At 62.9% G+C, this 14,662-nt stretch carries 11 protein-coding genes; 1 reads left to right on the top strand and 10 read right to left on the bottom strand.

The window, feature by feature from the left end; all coding sequences use genetic code 11:
- Window positions 1-30: 30 nt before the first annotated feature.
- Complete coding sequence (locus tag OE747_RS04245; protein WP_263827358.1) at window positions 31-597, bottom strand: putative glycolipid-binding domain-containing protein; 567 nt, start codon at window positions 595-597, stop codon at window positions 31-33.
- A complete protein-coding gene (locus OE747_RS04240) occupies window positions 594-6,020 on the bottom strand; it encodes an alpha-2-macroglobulin family protein (RefSeq protein WP_263827357.1) in 5,427 nt (1,808 codons plus the stop codon). The genes OE747_RS04245 and OE747_RS04240 overlap by 4 nt, the downstream gene beginning before the upstream one ends.
- Before the next feature lie 134 nt (window positions 6,021-6,154).
- On the opposite strand from OE747_RS04240, the gene OE747_RS04235 reads away from it, so the two are divergent.
- On the top strand, window positions 6,155-8,380 hold the full coding sequence (locus OE747_RS04235; protein ID WP_263827356.1) for a response regulator: 2,226 nt from the start codon (window positions 6,155-6,157) through the stop codon (window positions 8,378-8,380).
- 2 nt (window positions 8,381-8,382) lie between these two features.
- Here the strand turns inward: OE747_RS04235 and OE747_RS04230 are convergent, their stop codons facing one another.
- The 8 genes from OE747_RS04230 to mepA form a co-directional block, all read right to left on the bottom strand.
- Entirely contained in the window at window positions 8,383-8,925 is a 543-nt protein-coding gene (locus OE747_RS04230) for an isopentenyl-diphosphate Delta-isomerase (RefSeq protein ID WP_263827355.1), read from the bottom strand.
- A 225-nt stretch (window positions 8,926-9,150) separates the two neighbouring features.
- On the bottom strand, window positions 9,151-9,564 hold the full coding sequence (locus OE747_RS04225) for a c-type cytochrome (RefSeq protein ID WP_263827354.1): 414 nt from the start codon (window positions 9,562-9,564) through the stop codon (window positions 9,151-9,153).
- Window positions 9,565-9,674: 110 nt separating this feature from the next.
- Window positions 9,675-10,691, bottom strand: a complete 1,017-nt coding sequence (locus OE747_RS04220) for a P1 family peptidase (RefSeq protein WP_263827353.1) — start codon at window positions 10,689-10,691, stop codon at window positions 9,675-9,677.
- Between the two features lie 24 nt (window positions 10,692-10,715).
- Entirely contained in the window at window positions 10,716-11,462 is a 747-nt protein-coding gene (locus OE747_RS04215; RefSeq protein ID WP_263827352.1) for an SDR family oxidoreductase, read from the bottom strand.
- A 56-nt stretch (window positions 11,463-11,518) separates the two neighbouring features.
- Window positions 11,519-11,938 (bottom strand): alternative ribosome rescue aminoacyl-tRNA hydrolase ArfB, encoded by a 420-nt coding sequence (gene arfB, locus OE747_RS04210; RefSeq protein ID WP_263827351.1) that lies wholly within the window; start codon window positions 11,936-11,938, stop codon window positions 11,519-11,521.
- 257 nt (window positions 11,939-12,195) lie between these two features.
- Window positions 12,196-12,846, bottom strand: a complete 651-nt coding sequence (locus OE747_RS04205; protein WP_263827350.1) for a queuosine precursor transporter — start codon at window positions 12,844-12,846, stop codon at window positions 12,196-12,198.
- Window positions 12,847-12,937: 91 nt separating this feature from the next.
- The gene (locus OE747_RS04200; protein ID WP_263827349.1) at window positions 12,938-13,825 is read right to left on the bottom strand and encodes an esterase-like activity of phytase family protein; all 888 of its coding nucleotides are present in this window, start codon (window positions 13,823-13,825) and stop codon (window positions 12,938-12,940) included.
- The gene (gene mepA, locus OE747_RS04195) at window positions 13,798-14,658 is read right to left on the bottom strand and encodes a penicillin-insensitive murein endopeptidase (protein ID WP_404818294.1); all 861 of its coding nucleotides are present in this window, start codon (window positions 14,656-14,658) and stop codon (window positions 13,798-13,800) included. Before mepA ends, OE747_RS04200 begins: the two co-directional genes overlap by 28 nt.
- Window positions 14,659-14,662 lie beyond the last annotated feature (4 nt).

Genomic DNA, 14,662 nt, shown 5'->3' with positions numbered 1-14,662 from the left:
ACAGCGCAGGCCGCGAGCCATATGTGCGGTCTAGGCGCCATCGACCCAACCATGCCAAAGCCCCGGATAGCCGGTGACAAAGCCGCTCGCGTGCACCTCCAGTTTGGCGCTGAAGCCGGGTGAGGCATAGTGCACCCGGGACGCGTCCAGCCGGGTATAGACCTGATCGAGCCGGGCAATGCTGCCGAGATCGGGTTTGAGCCAAGCAGCGGGGACTTGCATTTCGCTGCCCCGGGCAGGTCCAAGGCGCTGCAGCGGCAGCAGATTGGTGGCGGGTGTAAAGCTCAGGTCCAGATCGGCGCAGTCGGAGGTGCCCGGTTGCATCACATCGTTCAGCAACCATCCATGTGCCGAACGGAGAAGGCGCAGCTCTATCCGGCGCCCCGCCTGTTCGCCCGCCACGTCCGCCGAAAGGCTATGCCCGTCGGAACCGCAGCGGATATCGTAGCTAAGTTCCGTATCCACATCCTCGCAGCGCCAATGGGCATGGCCCAGCAGCATCCTGCCCTGCGCCGCCTGCCACAGAGTGCAGCGGTCGGACCCTTCGCAATCGAGCCGCCGCCAATGGGCGACGGCAATTTCGCGTTTGTCGGTCATTGCGTCACTTTTATGCGGTCGGTTTCGGTCCTGGCTCTGAATTGCGGGCGGTACATGTCCTCGACCGAGGCGGCGGGGCGATGGAACGTGCCCGGGCTGACGGCACGTGCGACATAAGCCAGCGTCACCGGGCGTGCGCCGAAACTGTCGACAGCAGCGAGAAAGCGGTCGCTGCGGAACTCGGCATGCGCCGCCTCGTCCATCGACAACCAGTCGAGCGCGCGCACATCGCCCGAGCGCAACAGCGACGGATTGTCGATCTCGAACCCCGCTGGAAGCGGATCGTTGACCATCAGGCGCCCACCGGTTGCCTCGTGCGGCGACACGGTCAGAACCGTGACAAAGCGTTCGCCTACTGCGAACGTGTCGCGGTTTATCGGCGCACCATCCATCGTGTAGAGGGCGCGGGTAATGGTATAGCCCATGCCGCCCGCCGGTGGCGCAACCTCGGGTACCCCGATGGTGGTCAGGGTGATGTCGGTTGCCTTTGCGTCAGACGCAGTGATGTTCAGGACATCGGTGCTGCCGCCATCGAGAACCTGAACAAATGGCCCATCAACCGGTGCGCCATTGACCCGCAGACCCGATTGTTCCGGGACCTTGACCAGCGCTTGTGCGGCCAGCAGCGCCCATGCCGCCTCTTGCGTGGACATCTGGCCCGCCGGTCCGTCAATCCGGGTCAGCAGCGCGTCGCGGTTCACCACCGTGCTGCCCGCCTCGGCGGCAAGGGCAAGCAGGCCCGCGGCATCGCGCAGGTTGGTGCCATAGTCCGCCCGCCAAACGGCATCCTCGACCCGTTGGCCCGCCACCATCGCTGCTGCACGGGCGAACATCGCATCGGCGCGGGTCTGGTCGCCATAGTACGCAAGCGCCGCGCCAAGCTGTGCTGCTGCAAGCGGGGTGGTGAAGGCACTCGCCTTTACATCCGCATAGTAGCGCAGGTCGCCCATGGCCGCCGCCCCTTCACGGGCCAGCACCATCAGCGCATAGGCGATATCCTCGCCGCCCTCGTCGAAATCTGGGGCATAGCTGATGCGGTTGCGCAGGTTGTCCATCGCCATGGCAAAGGCGCGGTCGGGGACCGTGTGACCCGTTGCCCGGGCACGGCTGAGGAAGTCCGAGGCATAGGCATCAAGCCAGAAATCCCCGCTTTCCGCCCGCCAGAGTCCAAAGGCGCCGTTAGATGCCTGCCGGGTTAGGATACGCCGGATCGCGGCATCTATGCGGCCTGTGACCTGCGGGCGATGGCCCAGGCCTGCGGCCTCGGCTACTGCGCTCAGATACAAGAGCGGCATTGCCTGCGAGGTCACCTGCTCGGTACAGCCATAGGGGTAGCGGTCGAGCAGGTTGAGCAGGCCGGGCGCATCGAACTTCGCCAGAGGCCCGGCAGAGAGGATCGCCCGGGCAGACCCGGGCCGCAGCCCGGAAAAGACATCGCCCGAGAACAGGAAACTGTCGCCAGCCCCCAACGCAAAGCGGCGGGTCTGCGCCACCACAGGGTCGTTGGACCGCACCGCCAGTGTCAGTGTCTGGCTCAGTTCGCGCCCGTCCGGGGTGACCAGGCTGACGTCGATTGTCGGATCGCCGATTGCACTGGCCGATACCGGGATTTCGAAAACCTGCTTTGCCCCGTCGGCCAGGGTGAAACTCCCCGGCTGCGCGTCGATCTCCAGCCCACCCGCTGTCTTGAGAGCCAGTTCCATCTCTCCCGCCGGGCCGTCCGCATGTGTCACGTCCAGCAGAATCCGGCTGCTGTCGCCGGGGGCGAGGAAACGCGGCACGGTTGCTGTGACAACCACCGGGTCGCGCACGATCATGTCACGCTCGGCCTGACCGATGGCGCCTTGGGACCAGGCCACCGCCATAAGCCGCACGGTGCCGTTAAAGGCGGGCAGGCGGATATCGATCTGGGCTGCGCCATCGGCGCCGACCTTGACGGGTCCGCTGAACGTCGCCATCAGCTCTTGCGTGGGCGGCGGCGATTGCATCCTGAGACCGTTGTCCGCATCGCCCCCAGAACGTACTGTTCCAAGCGCGCCGTTCATGCCGTCGATCAGCCGACCATAGATGTCGCGCAATTCGACCCCCAGACGGCGCTGGCCGAAGTAGTAGCCTTGTGGATCGGGACTTTGAAATCCGGTCAGGTTCAGGATGCCCAGATCGACGGCGGCAAGGGTCAGCCATGCCTCTTCGCCCGGCTGTGCGCCTTCTACCAAGACGCGCACCGGCTGGGTGCGGCGGGGTTCGGCGACTTCGGGTGCGTCGATGGAAACGGTCAGTTCCTTGCCGACCGGTTCGACCCTGGCATGGGCCAGACCCAGCGCGCGGGCCGGGTTCTGTCCTGCTGCTACGTCCATCGGGCGGATCACTGTCACGGTCACATAGGCGCCGGTGCCCCAGTCGGCCGTGACCGTCAGTGGGATGACGGTTTCGCCAGCCTCTACCGTTATGGCCTGTCGCGAAATGACACGATCGGACAAGACGGAGACCAGAGCGGTTCCAGCGGCGCGCGCGACAAGGCGCAGACGGGCGGTGTCGCCCGGGCGATAGCTGTCGCGATTCAGCGACATTTCCAGCCGGTCGGGCGTGGCCGAGGCATCCGCAGCCTGGTACCAACCGGCGTAGAAATTCACCGAGGCCGCGACATAGCTGCCGTCGAGTCGTTCCACCAGCAGTTCGTATTCGCCCCATTCCACCGGCTGCGACAGTGACAGGGGGGCATCGCCCAATGTCGCCTCGCCGGTTGCGATGCGGGTGCGGCGGGTGATCGGCTCCCAGTTCCAGTTGCCGTAGAGCTGGTACCATTGATAGCGGGTCTCGACCCGGTTCAGGGTCCATTTCACCTGCATTGGTTCCGGTGTCAGGCCGGGGGTCAGTCCAATCACCTGAAACGCGGCGTCGGTGCCTTCGCTCACCACGTCCTCGAACAGGGGTTTGATGCCGATCACGGAGGTGTCGGGTGACACCGGCACCGTCAGCCGCCGTTCGACCGGGCGGGCAGAGCCATCGGCCAGTCGCGCGATCACGGTGGCCGACAGCGGTTTGCCCTCGGCATCCAGAGATGGAATTTCGATTGCAAGCCGGGCCTGTCCGCTGGCATCTGTCCGCTCGCCTCCGAAATAGCTGCTTTGGGTCGAGACAAAGGCGTCGTGCCGGCCAAAGCGGTAGCCGGGCCAGGCCTCGATACCCTCGGAGGCGCCGAGCAGCACCTGCCCGTCTATTGTCAGATCCGAGCCGGGTGCGCCAAAGAGATAGCGCGCATCGATTGTGAGCGGTGGGCTATCGCCGGGAAAGACCGGCGCATCGGGCAGCGAAAGGGAGAAGTCGATGCGTTCGGGCAGGAAATCTTCAACCAACAGGCTCTGGCTTGCCAATGCGGGACCCTTGGGGTCGCTCTTGATCTCCAGGCGCCAGGTTCCGCGCGGCGCGCTTGTGCCGACTGTCAGGGCAAAGACATGGCCCCCGGCAACGCCGCCGTCCGACACCTGCCGCGCGTACTCCACGCCATCGGGGCGGCTCAGGATCGCGGTCAGCGGCAGGCCCTCGATTGCGCGTGTGGTGCTGTCGCGGCTGAGCACGGTTGCGTTGATCGTCTCACCAGCGCGATAGGCGCCCCGGTCGGTGGTCAGGAATACATCCACCGGGCCCGATGGGTTGCGCCCCTCGACGCCGCGGTCGGACAGGTCAAAGGCCGGGTCGGTCAGGGACAAAAAGCCGATATCGGTGTCACCAAGGGCTGCGAGGATCAGGGCGGGCGCGGCGGACCCAGTTCCACGGGTCAGGCCGGGATCGAAGCGGGCATAGCCCTCGTCATCCGTCGTGGCAGTACCCAGCACCGCGTTGGCGCGCGAGATCAGCGTCAGGTCGACCCCGCCCCGGGCGGCAGCATCCGACAGGCCGCGCACGGTGACTTGCAGACCATCGTTGCCGGACACGCTGGACAGGCCCAGATCGGACAGGACAAACCATTGGGTTGCCCCCGGATCGTCATAGGGATCGGCGCCGGGTACCCGGGCGGTTAGCGCATAGATACCCGCCGGTTGCCCTGCAATGGCTTCGGACAGGGGCAGGCGCGTGGTCATGTCGCGGTTCAGACCGGTTGCGACGACAGCGGTGCCGGTCCAGACCTCCTGCGCGATATCGGCGGCAAAACTCTGATCCTCCCAATAGGACAGCGGACGGCCGAAATACCCGTCTTGCACGGCGCGTAGCAGGTTGCGGTCGCTGACGCGCCGCAGGGTGAGATCAAGCGCGGTGGTGTTGACCGTTTCCACGGGGATGGCGGCATCAGCCGCCTTGGGCAGGATATAGGACCGGCCCGGAAAGCGCACGGTGGGGCTGCGGTCGCGGACATAATGGGTGAGGGTCACATCCTTCCACAGGGTTTCGCCCGACGCGGCGGGGAGCCCCTTGCGCAGCGTCACCCGGTACCGTTTTCCATGCTCGACCCCGTCCAGGCACAACTGGTTGCCTTCGGCCTGGACCACCAGAGTGGCATCGGGGGATTGCACGAAGGGTTCATAATCCACCCCGGCCTTGGCCAGCGATTCGGAGAACTGCGCGCAGATGCGCGGCAGGGCGCTGTCGCTCTCGACCGTGCTTTCGACGACCCGAAAGCCGTATCTGGCGATGGCAGTTTCGAGCGCCGCCAGGATGTCCGGGCGCGGTTGAATCTCTGACGCGAGCCGCAATGCCGACACCATGTCCCGGCCACGGTCGGAACGTTCGAGGACCTGCGCCATGATGTCGAGTGCATTGACCTCGGTGCCGGGTTGATCCGCGCGCAGATAGGCGTTGGCCGAAGCGAGCAGCGCCCGGCGCCGGTAGTCGCGCTGGGCGTCGCTGTCATTGGTGCGGATCGCCAGCAAGAGGCGCGCATACTCGGCCCAGAGGTCGGCGCGGTCAGACAGGGACACGGCCGCTCCGGCCCAGCCCATCGCTTCGGCCGGAGTGGAGGCAGCGCGCATCGCACCCAGCACGTGATCGAATTCCAAACCGCCTGCCGGGTGGCGCAGCCCGAGTGTGCGCGCGAGGTCAGCGGCTGCGGTCAGGTCAGATGTTCCGAGAAAGCCCAGCGCCGCGGAACGCGCCTGTGCCCTGTCCACGACCACTTGTGGTGTCGGCCATTTCTGGGCCGAGATCGCGCCCTGATACGGTGTCTGCTGGCTGACGCCCTTCTTGGGAAAACACGCGTTCGATCGGGCATTGTAGGTGAAGGCCCCACAGGCCCGGTTGAGGTCGCATGCCCGCACGCAGGATGGCAGGTCGGTGTCAAACAATGCATCCAGATCCTCGCCGAAGAAGTCCATGTCACGGGTCACGACATAGCGAAAATCCGGGATCGCCTGTTGTGCAACAGCAGGCGCCGCATCAGATAAAAACGCAGAAAAAGAAAGAATTAGGAAAAATCCAAAACGTCGCATTCCGACCTCCTGTTTGAGGCAAGGGTCGCATGGGCGCGTGCGGGTTGGCAAGGATTCCCGTCCTTCCTTCCTTAAGCCCTTTTTCACGGATCTGTTCGATGTTGGCACCCAGGTTGTGTTGAGGATTGTCACGAATGAGCCTGGTCAACAAGCTTGCCGAGGAACGTCGCGCGCGTCTGGCGGCCGAAAGATTGTTGGAACTGAAACAGGCCGAATTGTCGGCCGCCAATCGCAAGCTGGGCCGGCATGCGCTGGCCCTTACCAAACAGATCGGCGAGAAACAGGCCGAAGTGGCCACCGTCCGGGACGAAAACGAAAAGGTCAAATCGGATCTGACGGTCGCCAACGCCAAGATCGAGGTAGCCGAGCGCCGGTTGTGGCATTCGATTCAGACCATCGAGGATGGATTTGCCTTTTTCGATGCGGAAAGCCGGTTGATCGGCGCGAATACAGCTTATCTGAACGTGTTCGATGGTCTGGAGGAGGTCGCGCCCGGCATTACCTACAAACGCATTCTGCAACTGATGGCCGAAGAGGGGATCATTGATACCGGGGATCTGTCCTGCCGGGATTGGCAAGGCATGATGCAGGACCGCTGGAGTTCAATCTCGCCGGAACCGATCGTGCTGCGGCTGTGGAATGACCAGTACGTCAAGATGGTGGACCAGCGCGGCCTGGGGGGCGATGTGGTAAGTCTTGCGCTGAACATCACATCGACCGTCCGGTACGAGGCCGAGTTGCGCGCCGCTCGGGAAAAGGCCGAGGCCGCGAACCGCGCTAAATCCGCGTTTCTGGCAAACATGAGTCACGAGATTCGGACTCCGATGAACGGGGTCGTCGGGATGGCGGATCTTCTGTGTGATACGGTGCTGGACGAAGAGCAGAAACTTTATGCCAACACGATCAAGAGCTCGGGCGAAGCGCTGCTGGTGATCATCAACGACGTTCTCGACTACTCCAAGATCGAGGCGGACAAGATGACGCTCCATCCCGAACCCTTCGATCTGGAGCGCTGCATTCACGAAGTGACCATGCTGATGCAGCCCACGATCAAGAACAAGGCGCTGTCTCTGGTCATCGACTATGATCTGTTTCTGCCCACCCGCTTCGTCGGCGATCCGGGACGCGTTCGCCAGGTTCTGACAAATCTGATCGGGAACGCGATCAAGTTCACCGCCGAGGGGCACGTGGTTATCCGCGTCACGGGTGTGCCGGATCCGGTCTTGGGGCGCTGCGCGATCCATGTCGCAATCGAAGACACCGGAATTGGCATACCGAAATCGAAGCTTGGGCATATCTTTGGAGAATTCAATCAGGTCGAGAATGACCGCAACCGACAATTCGATGGCACCGGGCTTGGCCTTGCCATTTCTCGCAGGTTGATCCAGCTGATGGGGGGCACCGTCTGGGTCGAAAGCGAAGAGGGGCGCGGGTCGTGCTTTGGGTTCCGCGTCACTCTGCCGATGAGCGACGAGCAGCAGCCCGTTCTGCCGCATTTCCCCCGGCAATTGCGCCATGTCCTTGTTGTCGATCACTTGGCGGTGAACCGGGCGATACTGAGCAAGCAACTCGCGCAACTCTCGGCCCGGATCACGTGTTGCGCATCGGGGGCCGAAGCATTGCAGAGCATGGATGACGAGGTCGATCTGGTGCTCAGCGATCACGATATGCCAGCGATGGACGGGCTGGAACTGGCCCGAGAGCTTCGGAACCGCGGTTGGACCGAGGTACCGGTATTGTTGCTTTCATCGAACTCAAATTCGGCCCAGAACCATCCGGGCCGATGCAATGTTCAGGGGATACTGCAAAAGCCGCTGCCCAGGGCCGAGTTGTTCCGGCGTTTATCAAACCTCTTGAACGGCGTTCAGGCTGGGCCGCAGGTTCCATCGCTTGCGCAAGATGAAGATCGGCCAGACGATGCCCCAGACCGCCCGCAGTCGCCCGGCGTTCAACGAAAAATGCGAGTACTGGCGGCCGAAGACAATCGGACGAACCAGTTGGTTTTCAGCAAGATGTTGAAATCTATCAACATCGAGCTTCGCTTTGCCAACAATGGATTGGAAGCGGTGGAGATCTGGCGGGACTTCCGCCCCGATCTGATCTTCATGGACATCTCGATGCCCAAGATGGACGGCAAACAAGCGACCATGGAAATCCGGCGGGAGGAAGCCGGAACCGGTCGCCACGTTCCAATCGTTGCACTGACCGCGCATGCCATGTCCGGTGATTCAGATGGCATCCTGGCAGCGGGGCTGGATCACTATTTGACGAAACCGTTGCGCAAGGATCTGATCCACGCGCGTATCATCGATGCGCAGCCGGGCGACACCCTGCCAGTTCACGCTGAAAACGGATCCTGACTCTAGGCCTTGGCCGAGATGATCAGGTCGGGGCCAAAAATCGTATCCGCGTGGTGATGCAGGTAGATCTTCAGCCAGGGCGTGAACCTTTCAGGATAGCGTTTCACCTCGGCCAGCAGATCGTGATACCCGATCCAGCGGATCTCCATCACTTCGTCTGGATTCGGGTCGACATCCAGCGGCCCCCTGACATGTGCGAGAAAGACATCGACGACTTCATTCTCGACCATGTTGTGGCCGACATCCGCGTGGTATTCCAGCCGATGGCGGTACTCGGGGTACAGTCCTTCTATCCCCAGTTCTTCGCGCAGGCGCCGTACCGCGCAGGCGGATGCGCTTTCATCCCAATCCGGGTGGGTGCAACAGGTGTTCGCCCATAGCCCGGGCGTATGGTACTTGCCCATGGCACGGCGCTGAATCAGGATATCCATGCCCCGCACGGCAAAAACGGATACCGCCTTGTGCTTCAGTCCCTTTTCATGCGCCTCCAGCTTGTCCACCGGGACCAGCGCGCCATCGACCCAGGCCGGAATCAGGATACCCATACCATCCCCATGTCGAAAACTCCTGCGTGCATGAAACCCGTTTGTACTCAGCGCGGGGGCCGCTCCGGCCAAGAAAGGGTGTGTTGTTTCACGACATCTGAAGCGATGTGAGCATCTCTTCCATTTGCCGCCCTGCCAGAGTGGGAGTGTTCCGGCCCATATTCAATCGTATAAAAGGCCGCAGTCAGGTGCTGCGGCCTTGAACGTAGGAAGGCGAGATGTGGTTTATTCTGCTGCCACACTCTGAAGATAGGCAAACACGTCTTCGTTGTCCTTCTTCAGCTTGAACGTCATCTTCGACTTTGCGGCGGTGTCGTCCAGATAGGTCTTCAGGAAACCGGCGGGATCCATGGTGAAAGCCACGAATGTCTCTTCGTCCCAGACCAGGCCCTTCTCGCCGGCGGCCATCAGGCTATCGCCGTATTTGAAACCTTCGGCGCTGCCTGCGGCGCGGCCGACTACACCGTACAGGTTCGGGCCGGTCTTGCCGCCTTTGACGATGGTTTCGCCGGTGGGCGTCTCGATCATGTGGCAGGATTTGCATTTGTTGAACCCTTTTTCGCCTTTCTCGGCATCGCCGGCGGCCAGGGCGGGCACGGCAAGGACACAGGCGACAACGGTGGCAACGATGCGGTTCATGATGTGATCTCCATGGATTTCGGTTGCGCCAAGAGAGACGTCAGTCGTGCCGCGAGTCAACTGTCCGAATGTATCATTCAGGCACTGTGTCGCACCTGATCACGGGGCTTTTACCCGGTTTGCCCCGAATGCCAGCACGGCAGCAGATCTCCGGCTCCGGGACGTGCCAGATAGATGGCGCGGGCAATCGCCCGCGACAGGCACACCGCCGCCGCGTGGCCTATCAGGGTAAGGTCGCGTTCGGGGGCGCTCATCGGGCGGTCGCCGGTCGAGAGCGAGAACACCAGATCGCCGTCGCCGGGGGAATGGGCGGGGACCGTGGCCCGCGCGATACCGTCATGCGCCGCGATGGCCATGCGCTGGCACTGCGCCTTGCTCAGGTCGGCATCGGTTGCGACGATGGCAATTGTGGTATTGGCGCGCTCTTCGGTGCGGCTGCGCATGGCCTGGACCTTGCGGCTTTCCAACTGACGACCGAGGCCCACGTTGGTGTCAGGCCCAAGTCCGCCATACTCGCCGTCTATCTCGAACGGCGCAGCCCAGAAGTGCCGCTCGCCGGGTGTCGTGACGCTGCCCATAGGGTTGGCCGCGACCAGCGCCCCTACCGTTGTGCCATCGGGCAAGACCAGTGAGGCGGAGCCGAGCCCCCCTTTCAGCATTGCCGTCAGCGCTCCGGTTCCGGCCCCAGCGGTGCCTAGCGAGAAGTCTTCTCCGGCGACGTGGTATGCGGCCTGACCAAGGGCGCGATAGGGGTTTTCGGTCCAGTCCTTTTGTCCGCCATTCAGCAAGTCAAAGATGATTGCGCCGGGTACGATCGGGATCACCGCATCACCAACGCGAAAACCGCGCCCCTGGGCCCGCAGGGCATCCGAGACGCCCGAACAGGCATCCAGGCCATAGGCAGAACCGCCCGACAGAACCAATGCGTCTACGCGCGCCACCGATTTGTCCGGAGCGAGCAGATCAGTTTCGCGCGTCCCCGGCGCGCCGCCCATCACATGGACCGAGGCCATGAAAGGCCGATCCGCCGTCAGGACGGTCGCGCCAGATTTCAGCGCTTCGTCCTCGGCATTGCCGACCTTGAGGCCGGGCACGTCGGTGATCAGGTTGCGAGGGCCGGGGATCATGGTTTGCAGGTCCTTTCCAAAGGCTCAGATGCAGCGACCGCCATCGACTTCCATGGCGACGCCGGTGATCATGCTGGCCTCGTCCGAGCACAGGAAACAGGCCGCGTTGCCCATGTCCTGCGGTGTTGAAAACCGCCCGAGCGGGATCGTCGCCAGAAATTTGGCGCGCATTTCCGGGGTGTCCTCGCCCATGAAGGATTTGAGCAGCGGCGTTTCGCCCGCAACCGGGTTCAATGCGTTGACACGCACGCCAGAGGGGGCAAGTTCGACGGCCATCGTCCTGGTCGCGGTGATCATCCAGCCCTTGGAGGCATTGTACCAGTTCAGGCGCGGGCGCGGGGAGACACCGGCGGTGGAGGCGACGTTCAGGATCGCGCCCTTGCCGCGATCTTTCATATGCGGAACCAGCGCGCGGGCGGTCAGAAAGACCGACTTCATGTTGACCCGGAACACCCGGTCGAAATCTGCCTCGCTGACATCCTCCATCGGCGAAGGCAGGTGGGTAACGCCGGCGTTGTTGACCAGAATGTCCACATGGCCAAAGCGCCGCAAAGCGGCCGCCGCCATCGCATCGACCGAGTTGCCGTCGGATACGTCGACCTGGTGGGCAAATGCGTCGCCATCCATATCGGCCGCTGTTTTCTGCGCTTGATCCAAGTTAATGTCGGCAACCATCACCTGGGCACCTTCGGATACGAATTTGGCCACGATCCCGGCACCGAAGCCCTGCGCGCCCCCGGTAACAATGGCGGTCTTTCCGTTCAGTCTCATATGCTTGCTCCCTCTCCGCTGGCGCTACCCTAGCACCGGATCAAGGCGATGCCAGCCTATTCGTCGGCCACCTTGCCGCGCAGATACTTGACCTCGCCCCGGGCCTTCTTGGCGTCGAGGCGCCGTCGGACCGAGCCTTTGGTGGGTTTCGTGGCCACGCGGCGTTTGGGAGCGACCAGAGCGCGCGTGATCAGGTCGACAAGCCGGGCGCGGACGATTTCGCGGTTGCGGGCCTGGCTGCGGGTTTCGTCGCATTGCAGAACAATCGCGCCTTCGGTTGTCCAGCGGCGTCCTGCGATCCGTTTCAGGCGCGCCTTGACCGGATCCGACAGCGCGGGCGACCGGGCGGCCTCGAACCGAAGCTCGACGGCTGATGAAACCTTGTTGACATTCTGCCCGCCCGGACCCGAGGCGCGCATGAAGCTTTCACTCAGTTCCCAATCCTGAATCGCGATATCGTTCGTCACGTACAACATTGCGCGACCATAACCCTGCTATGGCCCATGAAAAAGGCCGCCCGTGGGGCGGCCTTTCGAAAGTTCAGGAAGCTGTGCCAGTGGGCCAACAAGCTCGACCGGGGCGGATCACCGCCAAGGACTGCCTTGACCGGCGCCTGCCCTAGGTTCCGACACCTCTCTCCAATCCCTTTCTCGACACTGGACCACCTCCTTTGCTTTGCTGTTGAACTCACCTTCAGCGTGCCACAGGAAGTGATTTGCTCCAAACGTTTTTTTCAGGCAGCGCCACGGGTTGGCAAAAGATGCTGAACGATCAGGCGGAACGGTAGCAGCGCGATCAGGGCCAGCGAAAGTTTGACCAGCCAGTCGGCAAAGGCGAGCGTTACCCACAACGGCGCGGGCGCGCCGCGATTCATGAAGGGCACCGCTTCCCAGGCCCAATTGATCGCGGCATCGGCATCCGGGCCAAAAACGGCGATGCTGGCCGAAAACGCGATTGTAAAGAACAGCGCGGTATCCAGCGCGGAGCCGACCAGGGTCGAGACCAGCGGCGCGCGCCACCAGCCGCCGCCGCGCAGCCGGTTGAACACCGCGACATCGGTCAGTTGCGCGATCAGGAACGCGGTGCCCGAGGCAACCGCGATACGCAGCGGCACGGCGGCATAGGTGTATCCGTCGCCCTGCAACACGATCTGGCTGCCGATCAGCGAACAGACAACGCCGGTGACAAACCCCGCAAAGACTACGCGTCGTGCCGCTGCGGTCCCATAGACCCGGTTCATCACATCGGTGACCAGAAACGCAAAGGGATAGGTAAACGCGCCCCAGGTCAGCAGGCCGTCAAGGATCAGGAACTGGACGAGGATGTTCGAGGCCACAACGATAGTGGCCATGGCAAGAATGCCGGGAAGGTGTTTGCGGGTCATGTGTCAGGATCCGTTTTGGCAAGGGTGCGGCGACTTGGCCCGCTGAGTAGGGCGAGCAAGCGCGGCCCTTAGCCTGCGTGGGCGGTTCGAGTCAATCCGGTAGCCGATATTCGACGATCTCTGTGCGTTGCAGGAACAGGAAATTGTCGTCCGAGATCATGGTGGCGCGCAGCTTACCCTGCGCGTCGCGCCAGACCGACAGACCTTCGAGATTGTCATGGCGGCCCGTGCCGCTCTGAAACAGGGTTTCCTCGTTGCTGGCGCCCTGTTCCGTCACCGTCCAGCGCCGCAGGCGCGAGCGAAAGCCAAGCGTTCCGGCTTTCCTTTCCAGAACATAAAGGAGACCGTCCGGGCCAAAGTCGGCGGCGACGGGCAGGAAACCTCCGATCTGGTCGAGGTGGAAGACCGTGTCCCAGACCCGACCATCCCAACGATAGACCGGGATCGTGCCATCGGCGGCCCGGCTGCTTTCGGGCATCGTGTATAGGCGTCCTCTGGCATCCATGGCCAGTGCCTCGAACGCACCGTTCCTGGCCATGTGATCAAAGGCTTTGGGGCGAGACAGCACCTCGGCCGGCCCGCCAAGTCGGCGGTATCGGGCGACGCGCGCGATACCCTCGAAGGAAACATATAGGGAGCCATCGGGCGCGACGACCAGCCCCTCGCTGTCCCCGGCCCGACCGTTGAGCACCTTGTTCCGGCTTGATCTGACCTTGTGGACCTGGCCCGGCGTTACGCCCGAAATCCGCTCTCCATCCCGACTGATCCGGGCCGTCAGGATCTTGGCGCGGTCCGACAAGACCGTCATCGACAGACCATCGTCACCGACTTCGATGGCCGAGAAACCACCAAACCAGGGATCGGTTCTGTTCCAGGTGAAACTGTCCAGATGCTCGGCCTTGCCCCGGTCGATCGCCCGGGCAGGCAGCAGGGACAGCAATAGGGCGGCGCCTATTGCGACCGCAAGACCGAGGCGCATTGCTTGGGCAGATCGGACAGAACGTATTCGCGGCGTTTCTTGGGCGGCGGGGCGTTTGGATCACGCGGTTTGGGCGGTGGTGGGTTCAGAATGTTGTTCACCCATTCCTGCGCTTCGGCGCAACCGTCACCCTTGGGTGGTGCGTCCTGATCGGCACAGCCAGACGACCCTTTGGGACAATTCAGCCGAACGTGGAAATGATAGTGATGCCCCCACCATGGCCGGATCTTGCGCAGATAGGCGCGGTTTCCTTTTTCGTTGTTGCACATCCAGACCTTGGCGCCCGGAAAGACAAAGATCCGCGCCACCCGCTTGTCGCGGGCGGCTTCGCGGATGATGGCGTGATGCTGCGCGGTCCAGTTCGAATTGACATAGGCGCCCTCGGCCCGGCGCAGCGAGACCGACGAGATCTTTTCGCGATGCGATCCTGTCAGACGCAGATTGTTGGCGGGCAGCATCCAGATGTCGATATCCAGCCCCAGTTGGTGGCTGCGATGCCCCGTCAACATCGGCCCACCGCGCGGCTGACTGATATCCCCGATATAGAGCCCGCTCCAGCCGCGCTGACCGGCGGCGAAACCGCTGAGATCCCTGATGAAGTCAATTGTGTCGGGATGGCCCCAATTGCGGTTGCGGCTGAGCCGCATCGCCTGCCAGGTCGGCCCGGTTTCGGGCAGTTGCTCCAACCCGGCGGCACAGCCCTTGGCATAGCTGCCATAGGCGGCAGGTTTTTGCCGAGAGGCGGTCTTTTGCGCCCCAAACAGCTCTTTGGCAAGCGGTTCCGCAGACGCTTTCGACAGGCCCAGGACCGGAATCAGGCAAAACAGGAGAATGATA

The organism is Ruegeria aquimaris (assembly GCF_025751555.1).
Lineage (GTDB): Bacteria > Pseudomonadota > Alphaproteobacteria > Rhodobacterales > Rhodobacteraceae > Ruegeria_B > Ruegeria_B aquimaris.
This window is presented reverse-complemented; position numbering and strand designations above follow the sequence as displayed.